The organism is Bradyrhizobium paxllaeri (assembly GCF_001693515.2).
In the GTDB taxonomy this organism is placed as follows: domain Bacteria; phylum Pseudomonadota; class Alphaproteobacteria; order Rhizobiales; family Xanthobacteraceae; genus Bradyrhizobium; species Bradyrhizobium paxllaeri.
In genome coordinates, this window is sequence record NZ_CP042968.1 from 1,334,914 (window position 1) to 1,350,209 (window position 15,296).

15 protein-coding genes and 2 pseudogenes are annotated in these 15,296 nt (G+C 58.1%); 8 read left to right on the forward strand and 9 right to left on the reverse strand.

Annotated features, from left to right (window positions below):
* Nucleotides 1–370: 370 nt before the first annotated feature.
* Together LMTR21_RS06245 and LMTR21_RS06250 are read right to left on the reverse strand one after the other, a co-directional pair.
* Complete coding sequence (locus LMTR21_RS06245) at nucleotides 371–1,042, reverse strand: RES family NAD+ phosphorylase (protein ID WP_065755743.1); 672 nt, start codon at nucleotides 1,040–1,042, stop codon at nucleotides 371–373.
* Entirely contained in the window at nucleotides 1,039–1,566 is a 528-nt protein-coding gene (locus tag LMTR21_RS06250; RefSeq protein WP_065755744.1) for an MbcA/ParS/Xre antitoxin family protein, read from the reverse strand. Before LMTR21_RS06250 ends, LMTR21_RS06245 begins: the two co-directional genes overlap by 4 nt.
* A 513-nt stretch (nucleotides 1,567–2,079) precedes the next feature.
* Between LMTR21_RS06250 and LMTR21_RS06255 the strand changes: the two genes are divergently transcribed.
* On the forward strand, nucleotides 2,080–2,826 hold the full coding sequence (locus tag LMTR21_RS06255; RefSeq protein ID WP_065755745.1) for a hypothetical protein: 747 nt from the start codon (nucleotides 2,080–2,082) through the stop codon (nucleotides 2,824–2,826).
* A gap of 24 nt (nucleotides 2,827–2,850) precedes the next feature.
* Here the strand turns inward: LMTR21_RS06255 and LMTR21_RS06260 are convergent, their stop codons facing one another.
* From LMTR21_RS06260 to ku, 3 genes and pseudogenes are all read right to left on the reverse strand, one after another.
* Nucleotides 2,851–5,007 carry a hypothetical protein gene (locus LMTR21_RS06260; RefSeq protein WP_065755746.1) on the reverse strand — a complete coding sequence of 719 codons (2,157 nt, stop codon included), beginning with the start codon at nucleotides 5,005–5,007 and terminating at the stop codon, nucleotides 2,851–2,853.
* Between the two features lie 20 nt (nucleotides 5,008–5,027).
* Nucleotides 5,028–5,669 (reverse strand): annotated as a pseudogene (locus tag LMTR21_RS06265) (MBL fold metallo-hydrolase); the annotation flags it as partial.
* A 79-nt stretch (nucleotides 5,670–5,748) separates the two neighbouring features.
* Nucleotides 5,749–6,673 (reverse strand): annotated as a pseudogene (gene ku, locus LMTR21_RS06270) (non-homologous end joining protein Ku).
* Nucleotides 6,674–6,853: 180 nt separating this feature from the next.
* Here ku and LMTR21_RS06275 point away from each other — a divergent pair.
* The 6 genes from LMTR21_RS06275 to LMTR21_RS06300 all read left to right on the forward strand — a co-directional run bounded on the left by LMTR21_RS06275 (nucleotide 6,854) and on the right by LMTR21_RS06300 (nucleotide 11,395).
* The gene (locus LMTR21_RS06275; RefSeq protein ID WP_084030897.1) at nucleotides 6,854–7,258 is read left to right on the forward strand and encodes a hypothetical protein; all 405 of its coding nucleotides are present in this window, start codon (nucleotides 6,854–6,856) and stop codon (nucleotides 7,256–7,258) included.
* A gap of 22 nt (nucleotides 7,259–7,280) precedes the next feature.
* Complete coding sequence (locus LMTR21_RS06280; protein ID WP_065755748.1) at nucleotides 7,281–7,730, forward strand: hypothetical protein; 450 nt, start codon at nucleotides 7,281–7,283, stop codon at nucleotides 7,728–7,730.
* A 2-nt stretch (nucleotides 7,731–7,732) separates the two neighbouring features.
* Complete coding sequence (locus tag LMTR21_RS06285) at nucleotides 7,733–8,461, forward strand: SOS response-associated peptidase (protein WP_065755749.1); 729 nt, start codon at nucleotides 7,733–7,735, stop codon at nucleotides 8,459–8,461.
* A gap of 124 nt (nucleotides 8,462–8,585) precedes the next feature.
* Nucleotides 8,586–8,852, forward strand: a complete 267-nt coding sequence (locus tag LMTR21_RS06290; RefSeq protein ID WP_065755750.1) for a hypothetical protein — start codon at nucleotides 8,586–8,588, stop codon at nucleotides 8,850–8,852.
* Between the two features lie 48 nt (nucleotides 8,853–8,900).
* Complete coding sequence (gene dinB, locus LMTR21_RS06295) at nucleotides 8,901–10,004, forward strand: DNA polymerase IV (RefSeq protein ID WP_065755751.1); 1,104 nt, start codon at nucleotides 8,901–8,903, stop codon at nucleotides 10,002–10,004.
* A gap of 284 nt (nucleotides 10,005–10,288) precedes the next feature.
* Entirely contained in the window at nucleotides 10,289–11,395 is a 1,107-nt protein-coding gene (locus LMTR21_RS06300; protein ID WP_065755752.1) for an NAD(P)/FAD-dependent oxidoreductase, read from the forward strand.
* A 324-nt stretch (nucleotides 11,396–11,719) separates the two neighbouring features.
* Here the strand turns inward: LMTR21_RS06300 and LMTR21_RS06305 are convergent, their stop codons facing one another.
* The 4 genes from LMTR21_RS06305 to LMTR21_RS06320 form a co-directional block, all read right to left on the reverse strand.
* A complete protein-coding gene (locus tag LMTR21_RS06305; protein ID WP_141688567.1) occupies nucleotides 11,720–12,907 on the reverse strand; it encodes a hypothetical protein in 1,188 nt (395 codons plus the stop codon).
* A 109-nt stretch (nucleotides 12,908–13,016) separates the two neighbouring features.
* Nucleotides 13,017–13,391 (reverse strand): hypothetical protein, encoded by a 375-nt coding sequence (locus LMTR21_RS06310; protein ID WP_065755754.1) that lies wholly within the window; start codon nucleotides 13,389–13,391, stop codon nucleotides 13,017–13,019.
* Between the two features lie 139 nt (nucleotides 13,392–13,530).
* Nucleotides 13,531–13,707 (reverse strand): hypothetical protein, encoded by a 177-nt coding sequence (locus LMTR21_RS39925; RefSeq protein ID WP_187399315.1) that lies wholly within the window; start codon nucleotides 13,705–13,707, stop codon nucleotides 13,531–13,533.
* A 70-nt stretch (nucleotides 13,708–13,777) separates the two neighbouring features.
* Nucleotides 13,778–14,515 carry a hypothetical protein gene (locus LMTR21_RS06320; protein WP_065755755.1) on the reverse strand — a complete coding sequence of 246 codons (738 nt, stop codon included), beginning with the start codon at nucleotides 14,513–14,515 and terminating at the stop codon, nucleotides 13,778–13,780.
* Between the two features lie 237 nt (nucleotides 14,516–14,752).
* On the opposite strand from LMTR21_RS06320, the gene LMTR21_RS40680 reads away from it, so the two are divergent.
* The gene (locus LMTR21_RS40680; RefSeq protein ID WP_246175276.1) at nucleotides 14,753–15,049 is read left to right on the forward strand and encodes a DinB/UmuC family translesion DNA polymerase; all 297 of its coding nucleotides are present in this window, start codon (nucleotides 14,753–14,755) and stop codon (nucleotides 15,047–15,049) included.
* Nucleotides 15,050–15,296: the final 247 nt, after the last annotated feature.

Genomic DNA, 15,296 nt, shown 5'->3' on the forward strand with positions numbered 1-15,296 from the left:
ACGAGACGGGGATCGGGAGCGTTGGCGCTCTGTGGTGCAACCGTCAACTCCGGTTCGTTGCACCTGGCGATGTCTTTGCGCTTTTGAGCGCCAACGTCTTTCATCGTAATGCCATTGACCGTCGGTCGCACTGGGATAATCCCCAGCACCATCAGCTTTACGATAGACGACAATGATAGAAACTCGATGCGGGGCGCCGGATACACCGGGTGTGTTCGATCGGACGACTTCTGGTCCCCGCGTGCCAAATCGCATTTTGGCGTAGTATGGAAACTTGCGCGTTTCGGCTTGATGGGGAACTAATTGCTTCATCAGATCATGCCAGAATTCACGATGTAGAGAGTGCGGTTCAATTCGGTCCGCGTACTACTCAGTTGGATAGTTGTCGCACGTCGATCGTGCGCGCTGCTGTTTGCACAGTGATTTCAAAGTGGTCCGTCTGCAAAATATCTACGATGTTGCGCGGTCTATGCGCGACGACGTTGATACCCTTGCGACGCCTTAGGCTGTCGTAGAGCAGCCCCGCACGACCTGACGCGCGAATATCCTCGCCAAGCTTCTGCGAAGCATCATAACGTTCGCTCGCATACACTTCGGGAAGTGCGAGTTGCTGCCCTCTGATGTCGAGATAATCTCCTAGCAGCGTAGCGGTGTATGCCCTGTAAGTCCGGCTCATCGTGGCGATGTTGCGAGCAGCCGCTTCGCGCCGAAGGTGATGACCGACCTCGGCAGCCGCCGTGCGAATATCATCAGCCGCATACCAGGCGCCAAGCTCCGGTCCGTTGAATCTCATTCCGCCGGGAGCGACGTGGAGAAAGGCTGCCATGACGATGCTGGAGTTAGGGGTGCCATATACCCATTCGCTCTGCGGTAGCCGATCGATACGTTCGGCCACAAGACGGTCATTCGTCCAACCGACGAGATCCATCACCGCTGAAAGATCGGCCGCTGTCGCGACCGTATCGAACAGCCCGATGGGAGGAAATTGTGAAGGGATCAAACGATGGGCAGGCCGTGGCGAGGGTACGAAAGCGTCCGTCACCGGAAGACGATCTCCGTGTCGTCGTAAGGCGTGAAGGCCTCGTCAATCGTGTTCGGCTGCATGTAAAGGCCGCCACGTGCGCCGTCGAGGAAACGACGCACCGATAGCAACCCATCTTGAGAGCCATTGGTGATGAGATCGAGCGGCGCATGTCCACCGAAGACGATCTCGTTATGTGGAGTTCGCAACCAATCAACACCGAGCCGTTCCTGGGGAAAGAGGATCCCCAGTGCTTGGTGGATACCGAATACCGCTGAAATGCGCGTCAGAACGTCCACATCAAGTGTGAACGCGCCGTGCTCACGGGCTTGCTTGCACCAGTTATGGTAAGTGGACCGGGATGGATACCCGAGCACCAGGAGGCGCTGCTCTTCCGTCAATCCCCAGAGATCCGCAATCGCGAGGAAGGTTCGTAGGGCTGGCGCGCTGAGCCGCCTTCGGTTGGCGGGAGCAAATCGTGAGCTATCAAGACGTTGAGGCCCTTTTACTGTCCCAGTGGGGGTCGGCTTGCGTTTATTCAACATGGATCGCTCCTGTCGAATATGGATATAGTCCAAATCTGGACAAATTGCAAGCCCACAGCCACGTTAAGCACCAGACTACGAATCTGGGGGTCAGGAGTTCGAATCTCTTCGGGCGCGCCAGTCAAATCAAGCACTTAGAAAAGCTCACCGTTTGAGTGCGAGAGATTAAAACGGTTTTTCAAACGGTGAATTTTATCGCGGGCTTATAGTGGTAAATTTTCCGCAAATCGACCGTTGCCGCAGCTTGATGCAATAGCCAACGTGGCATTGTGGTTGCTCGTTCAGCGTTCTTCGCGTGTTCACGGTTTTCTTGGGAATGCCTGCAAAGCGGAGCTCCAGAACGCGGCAAAATCTACGAAAGCTCACCTGAGATTGCGGCGGGCGCGTTCGCAGAATTTCCCGTTTGATTTCAAGCACTACCAACTATTGACAGCGGCTCCACCCAGCATGGAGTATCTTCGATGCTGACCGAAAACGTCGAAGCTGAACTTTGTTCAGCGATAAGGTCTGAGTATGCGGATATCGTTCGACAGCAATGCTTGGGAAAAAATATTCGATCCGGCGGACTGCGATTGGAGACTTATTCGAGCTGCGCTCGCGAATAACCGGATCACTGGATTCATAAGCGAAGCGAGCTTTCGGATCGAGGCAATTCGTAAGACCGATCGAACGGCCTATTTCGCCGAGCCTGCAATGCAGGTGCAGTTTCCCTTTTCCATAGTTGAGAGGGATGGCAAGCCCTACATTCAATTAATGACGATGGGCCCCGATGACGCCCGTCATCCTGGCCTGCCCGTTATCCAATCGGCAAAGCTAAAAAGTGCACTCGATGCGGGTATCAGGCTTATGCGCACCGCGTCATGGCTCGGATTACCCAGGCCGGTCGATATCGCTGACCCGGCGCTCTTTGCGCACGCAGCGCACGGGGACGGCGAGCGCGAGCAACGTCAGATTGATACCTTGGCCCGCATTGAGGCTCGGGGCGTAGGCAGGGCTGCATTTGAAGCCGCTGGTGGGTGGCAGGGTGCCAGCGGAGTGCTCCAGGAGAAGAGGTTTCGCAAGGCCTGTGCAGAATGGGCTGACGGGGAGATTGTCGCTGCCCACATAGCCTATCGAAACGATATTTTGTGCACTAACGATCTGGCTCATGGAACGGTCCGATCGATTCTCAGTCCGACTAACAGAGCCTGGCTCAAGGCGGAGTTTGGGGTCCAATTTGCAACACTGGACGAACTTCTCGGCCAGATCAGCGCGACGTGAACGGATCGGTCGCGACGGTGCCAATTATGAGGCCTTCGCTTCTAGCGGCCACGGTCGTTCGGACATAACGTCTGGATGCCGGGCGTCGTCGGCTGCGATGCCGTATTCGTCTCGGAGCTTGTCAATAGCGTTGAGACATTGCTTGGCGATAGATGCTTCCACGGATGAGCCATTGAGCAACTCGAAGAGCGCTTTACGCAATTTCCTCACAGGAGCCGGATAGATGTTGTAAGCGTTCGAGCCTTCGGCAGTGGGCACCTTGTCAACTGCCACAGCTTCCACAGCTCGCGCCATCTCGCCATTATAAGGCTCGTTATTCGCTGCGTACTTCTTGACCATGGCAAGAAGATCATCCGCGCCGGCCGCATCACCAAAGAAATGCTCAAGCATTGCCCGGCCCGGACCATTGCCAACCGTCTCGTAGCGTTTCCGCAGTTCAGGCTTTAACTCAGAAAATTTCTGCGCGTAATCCGCGAGTTGGCGACCGACATGCCACGCATCGACGCCATGAGGCCCAATCCCCAAGATACGCTCGATGAACAGATCGACGTACAAGAGCACGGATCCGAGAGAGCCCCGGTTGAGGATCGCCTGCATCCAAGCGTGGTCGTCTGCTATATCTTTGTGTTCACGTGCCAGGCTTGTTAGCAGAGTGATCCCTGCTGCATCGGGCACGGCCGCAACCGCCCTTACCACACGTTCCCATCGCTTTGCCCAGTCACGGCCATAGAACGCCTTTACCTTGGCCAAGCCGTCAAACACGGCTTCGGGCCGCGTCGTGAACGGCAGTAATTCGAGCCAAGGCTCGATTTCCCACGTGTTTTGCCGCTTGTGCCAAGCCTTGATTGGATCGTCACCGGCATCCAAGAGCCAGTCGTCGATGGCCTGCATGACGAAATCCACATCGATGATTTGTCCATCGAGCACCATAGCAGCGAGGAGTGTCTGCTTCGTCGCCAAAGGCTGCGGCAAAGCCACAACCCGGGCAACGAGCTCATCACGATCGCCATGCGGCATACTTAAGGCGATGCGGGTTAAGTTGATAGCGAGCAACTGGTCCTCTTTTTCTGCCTCCGATCTTGCCAACCGGTTTATGGCCGCAAAAATCGGTGTCGCGAGCGCGTTGGCAGGTGTTGGCTGAGGCGATGCAGCTCTGCTCTTCCGGGCCGCGTCCACTCCGTCGAACCACGGCCACTGGCGATGAAAGCTTGGTTCGGGCAAGTTTAGTTGCCTGTCGGATATAGATTTGAGTATCAGCGCGGCCGAAAAGCCAAAGTTCCTTTCTTCGAGATATTCCTTAGCAATGGCCGCAACCGCGTCTCCGCCGAGACGGATGAAAGACGCTTGGTACTGATTGTCATAGCGCATGCCTGCATCAGACGACGCTACGATATCTCCACGCCTCAAAGCGGCGGCGCGGCCTTGTTGCGCTCTTTTCAGGCGCACTAGTTCCTCGTACAGGAGACGTTTTAGTTGGGGTGCTAGTTCCTCAAAACCCAAACGACCAATGGCATTTGACACCTCGCTAAGCGCGTATCGTCCTGCGCTAGGTGATGCAATCACCGCGTCGACCCAGCTTCGCAGAAGATCAATCCACGCGCCTTTGGTCGTTGGATCAATCGCTAGAGGTCTGCCGCGATCCTCATGGCGGGCACCGTGATGAGACACAAGAGTTGCTAAGGCCGAAATGATGGAAGGATCGTCTGACTTTGCCTTGCGCAAGATGGTCGCAGCGAAAATCGCAGGGCGCGTGCACTGGATTCTGGACTCGATGCGGTTATGCTCGTCCCACAGCGCGCGGTCGTTCCGATCCTTCCGCAACGCTTGCTTGATCGCTAGATATTTATCGAGGAGCGCCTCAATTGTTGCTGGGCCAACCACTGCAGCAGCAGGATTGATCTTGCGATTCTCGCTACTAACGTCGAGGATGGCATCGACGATCGGTCCTTTATCGACCACGTCCAAGTCCGATAGAATTTCGTCAGCACGGTATGGCAGTTCAAGTCCTGCCTCCAGGCGCCGACGCAGTCCTTCGAGCAGAGCCGCAGGTGCATCTCGTTGCACGAGATAAAGCCAGCTGCGTTGCGGGTCGTTGACGACAAACTGCGGGTCTGCAATCGCCTTTGCAATCGCTGCGTCGCGTCCTGTTGCGGTGGGCAATTGTTGAAAAAGGAGGCTCAACCGCTGCGACGGGTCGTTTGTGTTTCGGCATCGCCCACGATGACGAGCTTCCTGCGCCGCTCTGGCGGACCGAGAACGCCTTCGGGATCAATTGTCCTACCGTCCGCGAGTGTCGCCGGTCTTCCTTCCGCCAGCTCCTTGCGCACCGGACCGTCGGGCACGCCGAGGGCGGCAAGGCGGTCCGGCCGAAGGTGACGGCGAGCCCGACTTTCAAATGAGAATCCGAAGCTGTCGGTATCGCGGTGGCGAACCGGGAAGCAGGCAATTGTGAACTCGCCTCCGTCAATGACTTGACCTGCGGTCAGCGGAACAAGCTCGAGTGGAATGGGTGCCCTTCCCTCGCCCCAGAGGCCGGCGAGCATCCCGATGACGACTTCGAGTGTGGCCGGGCTTGCGTGTATCGTCATGACCTCAGTGCTCTGTCGCAGCCGCAGGGTCGAAAAGAGACCGGGAATGCCAAGCACGTGGTCGAAATGGCCGTGGGTCAACAAGAGCCGATCGAGCCTTCGAAAGCCCGCGCCGCTGCGGAGCAATTGGCGCTGCGTCCCTTCTCCGCAATCCACCAGAATGCGGTGACTTCCGGCCTCGACGAGGAGACCGGGATGATTCCGTTCAGCCGACGGAACGCTTGCCGATGTCCCTAGGAATGTGAGCGCGAACATCGTAGGCCGGCTTTCCCTCTTACCGGCATTGGTACGAGAACGCTCACGCGTGGTTTTCGCCGATCACACGGTATCACAATCAGGCGGACTTGCGCTGCGGCCTGGCTGCCGGCTTCTTCGCCGCCGTCTCCTTCTTTTTGCCGGCGATCGGCATCAACATTTCCTTCTGTCCGGCTGCCGCCTTGCGCGGCTTTTTCGCCGGCTTCTTCGTGGCCTTCGTTTCGGCCGCAGCCCCGCCGACGCTTCGTCGCAACGCCTCCATCAGATCGACGACGTTCTCGCCGCGGGGTCGCTCCTTTGGCGTGATCGGCTTGCCGGCACGCTTCTGGTTGATGAGGTCGATCAGGGCCGTTTCGTACTGATCCTCAAATTTCTCCGGCTCGAAGCGTCCGGACTTCTGGTTCACGATATGCCTGGCAAGATCCAGCATGTCCTTCGTGACTCTAACGTCCTGGATATCGTCGAAATACTCCTGTTCAGAGCGCACTTCGTAGGGGTAGCGCAACAAGGTACCAACCAGCCCTTTATCCAGTGGCTCAAGCGCGATGATGTGCTCGCGATTGGTCAACACCACGCGCCCGATCGCGACCTTGTTCATCTCCCGGATGGTTTCGCGGATGACCGCGAAAGCGTCGTGACCGACCTTCCCGTCTGGACGCAGATAGTAGGGACGGATCAGGTAACGCGGATCGATCTCGGACTTCTCGACGAACTCGTCAATTTCGATGGTACGCGTGGACTCCAGCGCGATCTCTTCGAGCTCTTCCTTCGTCATCTCGATGAACTGGTCTTTCTCGAGCTGGTAACCCTTGACGATGTCCTCGTTGGCGACCTCCTCCCCGGTGTCCGCGTCGACCTTTGAGGTATTTGATGCGGTGACCGGTCTGCCGATTGAGTTGGTTGAACGAGATTTTCTCGGACTCGGAGGTGGCTGGATACAGCGCGACCGGGCAAGTGACGAGGGACAGGCGCAAAAAGCCTTTCCAGTTGGCGCGGGGGGCCATGTACGCAGAACTCCGTTTTCGGGGCAGCTCAGATTCAAGACGATCGAAAGGGGCTGGTTCCGACATGCCGCCCGGGTTTTGCGACTCAATTTGGATACGCACCGTCGACACCAGAAAAGATCATTTACATCCGCCGTTGGTCGGACTCGACATCTGTTCTTGATATGTTCTAATTATGCCATGAGCGATCGACCCGCGAGTTGGCGGATGCCTACCCCGAAACAAATGGAAAAGCTGGCCGCTTCGATTGGAGGTAAATCCATAGGGGCGCCTCATCTTGGCCCACAAGACGAGATGCCGGACGAATATTGGCAGGCCGTGCTGAATGATGCCTATGCCGGCAGCAGGCCTTTGAGACAACCGAGCGCGGGGCAGCGCCTCTCCGAAATCCCGCAACATATCCTGCGGGTGTCCTGTCGCAGATGCGAGCGCATTGTCGAGATCCAGAAGGCCGACGCCGTCCGGCTGTACGGGCAGCAAGCCAGCTGGAGGGAGGTGGGGCAGCGGCTGCTCGACAACACCTGCCAGAACCGGACTGGCCGTCATGAGGAAGACGGCTGCTGGCCGGCCTTCGAGCCTATCTGATCATGGCCCGGCGTCGCTCCGGATGACTCCCAAGTATCACCCGACGCCCCTGTCTGGCAGAGACCGCAAGGCCTTGAAGAAGGAGCTCGGCAAGGCGCGGGCGATGACAGGCATTTTGGCCATTCAGTCAGACGAGTTGCGCGCCAAGGGAGATGCACTGATCCGCCAGGCCGATCGGCTCCTGGCTGAAAGCTGGAACGAGCGGATGTGGGCGGACGGAGAACCGATCGATCCCTCTCCGACCGTCGACCAGGCGATAAACGGCGGCTATCCTTTGCTTCAGATCGAGTGCTCGCGCTGCAAGGCGCCGAGCCAGGTCGATCTGGCTGCCCTGCCCCATCCATCGACAACCTTCGTTCATGATCTCGCCGGCAGGCTGCGCTGTCAGAAATGCGCCAAGGCGGGCCGTCGCCCCGCGGCGACGCTGCTGCAACTAACTCAGCGGCCGCGCATCGTGCCACCGGAGGACTGAACGTGTGCAATCTCTATTCGATGACCAAGAACGTTGACGCGATCCGCCGCCTGTTCAACGCACTCAACAGTCACGTTGGCAACCTGCCTTCCATGCCCGGCATCTTTCCGGACTACCCAGCGCCGATTATTCGCAACGCGCCCGACGGTCGTGAGATCGTCATGGCTCGATGGGGCATGCCGTCCTCCCAGCAGGCGCTCCTGGATGCCACCAAGAAGCGAGCCCAAAAACTCGAGGCCAAGGGTAAGCCGGTCGATTTCAAGGAATTGCTTCGGATGGAGCCAGACAGTGGCACCACCAACATCCGAAACGTGAGCAGCGCACATTGGAAGCGGTGGCTCGCGACCGAGCACCGTTGCCTGGTCCCTTTAACGTCATTCAGCGAGTACGACACGATCGATGGCAAGAAGGTGCCGGTATGGTTCGCTCCGGACGAAAGCCGCCCGCTGCTGGCGTTCGCTGGCCTCTGGACGAACTGGACCAGCGTCCGGAAGGCCAAGGAAGGAGAAGTCACAATCGACGTCTACGCCTTCCTGACCTGCAAGCCGAACGCCGAGGTGGAACGCGTCCATCCGAAGGCGATGCCGGTGATCCTGACCACAAACGAAGAGTACGACGTCTGGCTGCGCGCTCCTTGGGACGAGGCCAAGGCGCTCCAGCGGCCGTTGCCAGACGGGGCGCTAAAGATCGTGGCTACGGGCGAAAAGGAAGATCCCGCGCTAGCCGCCTGACATCCACAGACGGACGGAACACGTGGAAAAGCCATAGGCCATGCAATTCGGAATCTCTGACCTGTGTTAGCAGCCCGGAACCGACGGCGAGGCGTGAGGATTCGCCCGCTAGGAGCGATTTCGAATGCTGATGACCAAGGACAGGCAACCAGCGATCCGGACGCTACGCGGCTGGGCGATTTCGACGCTCAGCGAGGCCGGCGCCATTCGCGAATGCGAGGAGCATGGGTGGATGCAGGACCGCGCCGATCCGCATGCCCGCGACCGCGCATTCCAGATCGCTCGGATGGATCCGCCGGCCGGCGTTTCGTCGCAAGTGGCCGCCGTCGCGATTGCCGAGGTGCTGGACTCGATCGGCGACACCTGCCCTGAATGTCCCTCGGCGGATTGAGGCTTATCTGGTCGCGACTTGGCTTGCGGTCCCCTGTACAATCCACCCATGGTCCCGCCCGATCCGAAACACAGCGTTTCGTCCGCGCCTCACCGCAAGATCATCCATATCGACATGGATGCCTTCTACGCGTCGGTCGAGCAGCGCGACAATCCGGACTTGCGCGGCAAGCCGGTGGCAGTGGGCGGTTCGGCCGAGCGCGGCGTCGTCGCCGCCGCGAGCTATGAAGCCCGCCAGTACGGCGTTCGCTCGGCCATGCCGTCGGTCACCGCGAAACGCCAGTGTCCGGATCTGATCTTCGTCAAGCCGCGTTTCGAAGTTTACAAGGCGGTCAGCCGACAGATTCGCGATATCTTCGCCGAGCACACCCCAATTATCGAGCCACTTTCGCTCGACGAGGCCTACCTCGACGTCACCGAAAACCTGCAAGGCATCCTGCTTGCCAGAGACGTCGCGCTGCGGATCCGAGAGAAGATCAAGGCTGAAACCGGCCTGAACGCGTCGGCGGGCATCTCCTATAACAAGTTCCTGGCGAAGCTCGCCTCCGATCACCGCAAACCCAACGGGCAGTACGTTATCTCGCCGGAGATGGGACCGGCCTTCGTCGAGACGTTGCCGGTCGGGAAGTTTCACGGCATCGGGCCGGCAACCGCCGCCAAATTCAACGCGTTTGGGATTTGGACCGGCCTCGACATTCGCAATCAGTCCCTCGCGTTCCTGCAGGAGAACTTCGGCAAGTCCGGCACCTACTATTACTGGATTTCGCGCGGCGTCGACGACCGCCCCGTGCGGGCCAATCGCATCCGCAAATCGGTCGGCGCCGAAAACACGTTCTTCACCGATCTCACGGAATTCGACGCGATGGTGGCGGAGCTCCAATCGCTGATAGAGAAGGTCTGGCGATATTGCGAGTCGGCGGGCACTCGGGGGCGAACGGTCACACTTAAAGTGAAGTTCGCCGACTTCGAGATCATCACGCGCAGCCGATCCGTGTCTGCGCCCGTCGCGAACCGCGATGATCTCGCGCGCCTGGCGATCGGCCTGCTGGAAGACGCCATGCCCCTTTCAAAAGCGGTCCGCCTCCTGGGAGTGTCGCTGTCTTCCCTGCAAGGTGAGAACGACACGGAGCCGCAACTGGATTTCGGAATTTGAACCGGAATAGGCCAACGCGGTAAGCGTCCAGCCATTCTACGTGATGGCATCGGTTAACCGGGGTGATTAGTCTCAAGATACAGCCGCTCCTTTGGTTGAATCTTGGTTCCAAGTGTTGAAACTGCACGCCAGAATCGCCGGATGTGTCGGCCCTTTCATCAGCGCCCACGTACGCAAGACATGGTCGTTCGTTGATAAGATCAAGGGGACAAAGGGGCTGCCGACGCGTTAGCATCGCGGACCTGACCTCCTCGGCGTTTTGATTGCTTGCAAGCGGAGAGACCATGCGGGTTGTGATTTGCGGTGGCGGCGTAGTGGGCGCCTGCACGGCCTACTTCCTCAGCCGACGCGGCGCCCAAGTGATCGTGGTTGAGAGCACCGAGGTTGCCGCCGCAGCATCTGGAAAGGCCGGCGGATTTCTGGCACTCGACTGGTGTGCCGGCACGCCGTTAGACGCACTGGCCCGACGCAGTTTCCAGCTGCACGCTGCTTTGCCGCAGGAGATCGCCGACGATTGGGGCTATCGTCCCATGACCGCTTACGGCGGCTTCGTCGCTTCCGAGCGCGACCCGCGCCGCCAGAAGCCTTCGGAGCTCGATTGGCTCTCCAACGGGGTTGTTATTGCGTCGCGGTTAAGCACCCCTGAGACGACGGCAATTGTTCATCCCCGCATGTTCACCTCCGCTATGATGCGCGCCGCCCAAGCGCGCGGCGCCGAACTGCGCCGCGGGCGCGCTACTGGCGTGGTGAGGCATACCCACGCGACGACTGTGCGGGACGTCGAAGTTGACGGCGAGATCCTTGAGGCAGACGCCGTCGTTGTCGCCATGGGACCGTGGTCATTGCTGGCGGCGGAATGGATGAGCTTGCCGGCCGTTTTCGGGCAGCGTAGTCCGAGTCTTGTCTACGATACCGGCGCAGACGTTCCCCCACACGCACTATTTCTAGACTATCACGACGAGACCAGCGACATGGTCAGCGTCGAGGTGTTTCCGCGCGCAGACGGCAGCACCCATATTACGGCTCTATCCGACGTGGTCCCGCTGCCGATCGACCCCGCCGCCGTAAAACCGGATTCAGAGGCCATCGGTCGCCTGCAGGCCATCGCCGAACGATTGTCGCCGGTTTTCCGCCCAGAGAGGATCGTCGCGCGGCAAGCCTGTTTCCGACCGGTCACACATGACGGCTTGCCGCTGATAGGCAAAGTCCCAGGCAGCGAGGGGCTCTATGTCGCTACCGGGCACAATGTCTGGGGTATCCTCAACTCACCAGCGACCGGAGAAGCAATTGCCGAATTGATCGCGGATGGCGCAGCACAAAGCGTCGACTTGGCGCCGTTCGACCCGATAAGGCTGCCTGCGCTCGACCCGTCGCTGCTGCGTACGAGTTGAACGTCGATCGAACTTCGCACATCGGACGTTATGGAGTATCGGGCTGACTGACAAGCTTGATGTGATTTGCTCATCGTCGACCAATTGACACCGTTTGCGGCCAAACGCACCGCCCGCTGATTCAAGCCTGAATGGCCCGGCACCGGTCATTGCGGCTTGAACATTTATGGATCGCGAGCCCAGCGGCTCCGCAAAAAGGTCACTCGAAGTGATGTACGACAACTTTTTGCTCAAGGCGCAGCTGTGGCTTTGTGACCAACTACAGTTTCATGTGACTGACATCAGCTCACTAGAAGTCTGATCTCTGATAGCGGACAGTGATCGTTAGCCAGCCGCATCGAATTTCCCAAGCGTGGTGGCTGCGGCGACAACCACCTTTCGGTCTTGTTCTACGGTCGACGATACAAGGCCCGGCTCCCACTCCATGATCGAAAGGTCGAGACGAAAGTCGGGGACCTTCATCAAAGCCGCCCTGACTCTGTTCGGCAACGGATGAACCGCGTTTGGATTTTCCATCACCATTGTGGCTCCCACCGTGGAAAAAACAACAGCAGACACGCGCGTGGGGCCACCATGGGATTTCGTCATTGTTTGGAAGAACCTGCCATCGTGGGCCAGTGGCATAGAGCGGTAATCAAAACTTTGCGAATATAAAAGCGGATCGCCCTTCTTGCCGTATACGGCGAACCAAAACGGACCCGAATTGACGTAACCGTCTTTCCCCTCGGAAAACAGCGGCCTGAAAAACTCTAGGTCGAGCGCGAAACCCCAAACCGAATAATCGTGAAGATCGAGCCACAGAACGAAGGGGCGTTCCGGATCGATCTGGTGCTCCTTCTCCTTGATCGCGGCTATGCGGCTAATCGTGTTCGTAACCCACGTATCGCCTTTCTTGCCCGGCTTTGGTGCCCCTGTTGGAAAGACCTCTTTCTCCCCACTCGTGACAACGCTTTCCGTACTTCCTGTCGAACGGGCGGCAGCGACGGCCTTCTGGTGCGCCGCATTCAGGTCAGCATGGTGCTGCTTCAACCCCTCGGCCTCTGCGTTGTCTAGTTGCCGCGTGTGAACCTCAACGATCACATCTCCATCGCCGTTATCCACCCCGAACTCCGGAGACACTTTTGAATACGGAACCTTGGGACCGGGCGTGACCGCCATCCACGTATCCAAAAGCGCGCCGTATGCGCGAATCTCACCGATCGCGCTGGACGCATGCGTATAGTCGTCAGTTGCGAGCAAGCGGTCCTTGAGGCCTTCAAGCCAAGTCTGATTATGCTGATAGATCATTCTTGCAGCGTGCTCGACGACGTACCACGATCGCTCCTCTTTTCGGGCGATCAAGTCGAGCAGCGGGTGCGTCCTCCCACGTGAACAGTGCTGACGCAATGTTTCAACTTCTGCCTCCGAGATGATTCCGAAATAAATCGGTTCAGTTGACACCTGATCCCCTCCAAAAATGTTTGAAACAAAGCGGCATGCTTTACGAGCAAGCGCCTTTACGCATTGAAACATGTTTCCCCCGCAATTACTGAACTTGCGTCACACTCCAGCCGTCGAACGTTTTGTTAAGGCTACGTAAAAGGCTGGTGCATCGCCCTCGCTGATATCCAGACAAGTAACGTTATAAACGTACTCGCCGTCCTCGACGCCTCGCAACCCCACCACCCAAACAGCCGCGAAGAAGCAGCGGATCGGGCAGGTCCCGCGCAACGACATTAGGCTTCCATTCGCCGACTGGTCCATCCAGAAACACAACCAACGTCTTGCCGCCCGCGTAAGCTTCGCCGCCCTTCTGGCGCTTTTGCTCGATTCCCTTGAGGATCAGCGTTTTTGCGTCATTAGATTCTTTGATCGCGTGACGAGGGACCATCACATGTTCGGTCGGCCATGTCTCACCAGTTTTGACGTCTTGAATGATCCCGTCGCCGCCGATCGGGTCGCTTGAAAACGTTACGTCTGCCCCCTCGACCTCCTTTTTCGTTATGCAAAGGATCAAATTAGCGAGAATTTCGCGCGACTCAGGTCGCCGAGTTGCTTGAATACCTGCCGGCTTGCAGGTGCGCGCCGTTTCGCACGAAACGGCTCGATTTCTTTCAGCGCAAGCTCCAGACTCTTAAAGCGGCGAACGGCGCATTTCACGGTGCTGCCTTCTGTAAGATTGCAGCGCGGATCAGGTCTGCCCTGACGCTTTCAAGATACTGCTCCCGCTCGTCGCTCAACGCCTCCCACACCTGCTGCGCGTTCTCCATGCCGTCCGCTGGCATGACTGGCCTGTCCAGATTTTCGAATTGGTCGAACTGCGCGGCCGGCATCAGGCTATTCAGTCTGCCGCTAGCAAAGAGAATTTCGGCTGATACAGCTTCAGTTACCCGCGCCAGCGTTCTAATCGCGTCTGTAAGCTTGTTGGTTGTCACCATCAGGCCCGCAATGCGCTCCCGCCTTTGTCGCGTTCCAGCATGGGCCAGGGTAAGCATGGCTCCATTTTGCTAAATCATCTGAGCCGCTTTTATCGAGCCAATCTTCGACTGTCTCGATAAGCGCAATCGGCAAGCGGTCCACTCGATTGCGCTTGGAAGGGTCAATGCCAGACAGCCTGTCAAACTGTTCGTGCATCATCCGCGATGTGCTCCATGCCTCCGGCCCGCTTGTTGCCAACCAGACCGGTCCACGTCCTACTTGCTCCTTCATCGCCTTCACCTGGACGTCTTCGAAATCATAGGGAAGGCCGTCGTGACAGACGTAATTCTCTCGCGTGAACAGGTCGAAATGCCTTCGCACATCTTTAATCAGGCGACGCAACGACATGACGTCGCTGCCGTTATCAATCAGTCGGCGTATGGCAAGAACCTGCGTGGTAACGTGCCCGTTGATTACCGCTTCTGCGATCAGCGAATTGCCGAGACTGCTATTCTCATCATCGACGGCTAGCTGAGTGAGAGTTCGAAATGACACGTCTGTCCAAACCATCGCTGATACGGTGGTCCAGATCGCATGGTGTTCATCGTTGTCGAGCCACTCTAGCCAAGTCTCGCGCTTCGCCCGAAACGCCTCAAGTGTGGCCCATCTCTCGGCGGGTACATCACATTGAGTGATCGAATATTGGTAACCCTTGGCCGTCATGATCTCTTTAAATCGATCCGTCCTTGCCGCACGACGTTGAATGTCTTGAAGGCGAGACGTGCTTTGAACACGCTCACGTCCTGTGTCGCTTCCCCAGCGCCCTCTCGACCCCCGCACGGGCGCATGGTCATGGAATTACCCGGCGTCGGCTGCCTCTCGCTCGAACATCACGCGCCGGATCGCAAAAGCATCATCGCTTCGCGCTCGTTCGGAAGGCCGGTCACGAGGTTGCAAGGAATGGAGGAAGCAGTCGCGAGTTACGTCGCACGCGCCGCCGAAAAGATGCGCCGCCAAGGTCTGGCAACAGCGCACCTGTCCGTATTCGTCGAAACGAACCGCTTCAAGCCGACCGATCCGCCGTCCAACGTGACACGCTCGGTCCGGCTGCCGATTGCCAGTGCCGATACCGGCACGCTGGCCAAAGCCGCCAACCGCGTCATACGGGCGATCTACCAACCCCGATTTCGGTACAAGAAAGCAGGCGTCATGCTACTTGATCTCGCACCTGCGGCAAGGGTCCAGGGCGATCTCTGAATCGCGCCAGAAAGCGCTAGGTCGAAGTCGATAATGAAGGCCCTCGACCGCCTGAATGCGTATTACGGTCGTGGCACGTACTGACATACGCATCGTCCGGCAGGCAGCAAGCTTGAAAGCGACATCAAGACCACCTTTCGTCTCGGTACACCACTTGCTGGGAAGAGCTATTAAATGTGTAGCCGAAGCTGTATTATTAAAATCTAGCAAGTCAGCGTTGCGGTTACCAGAAAAATTTGAAAGGGTT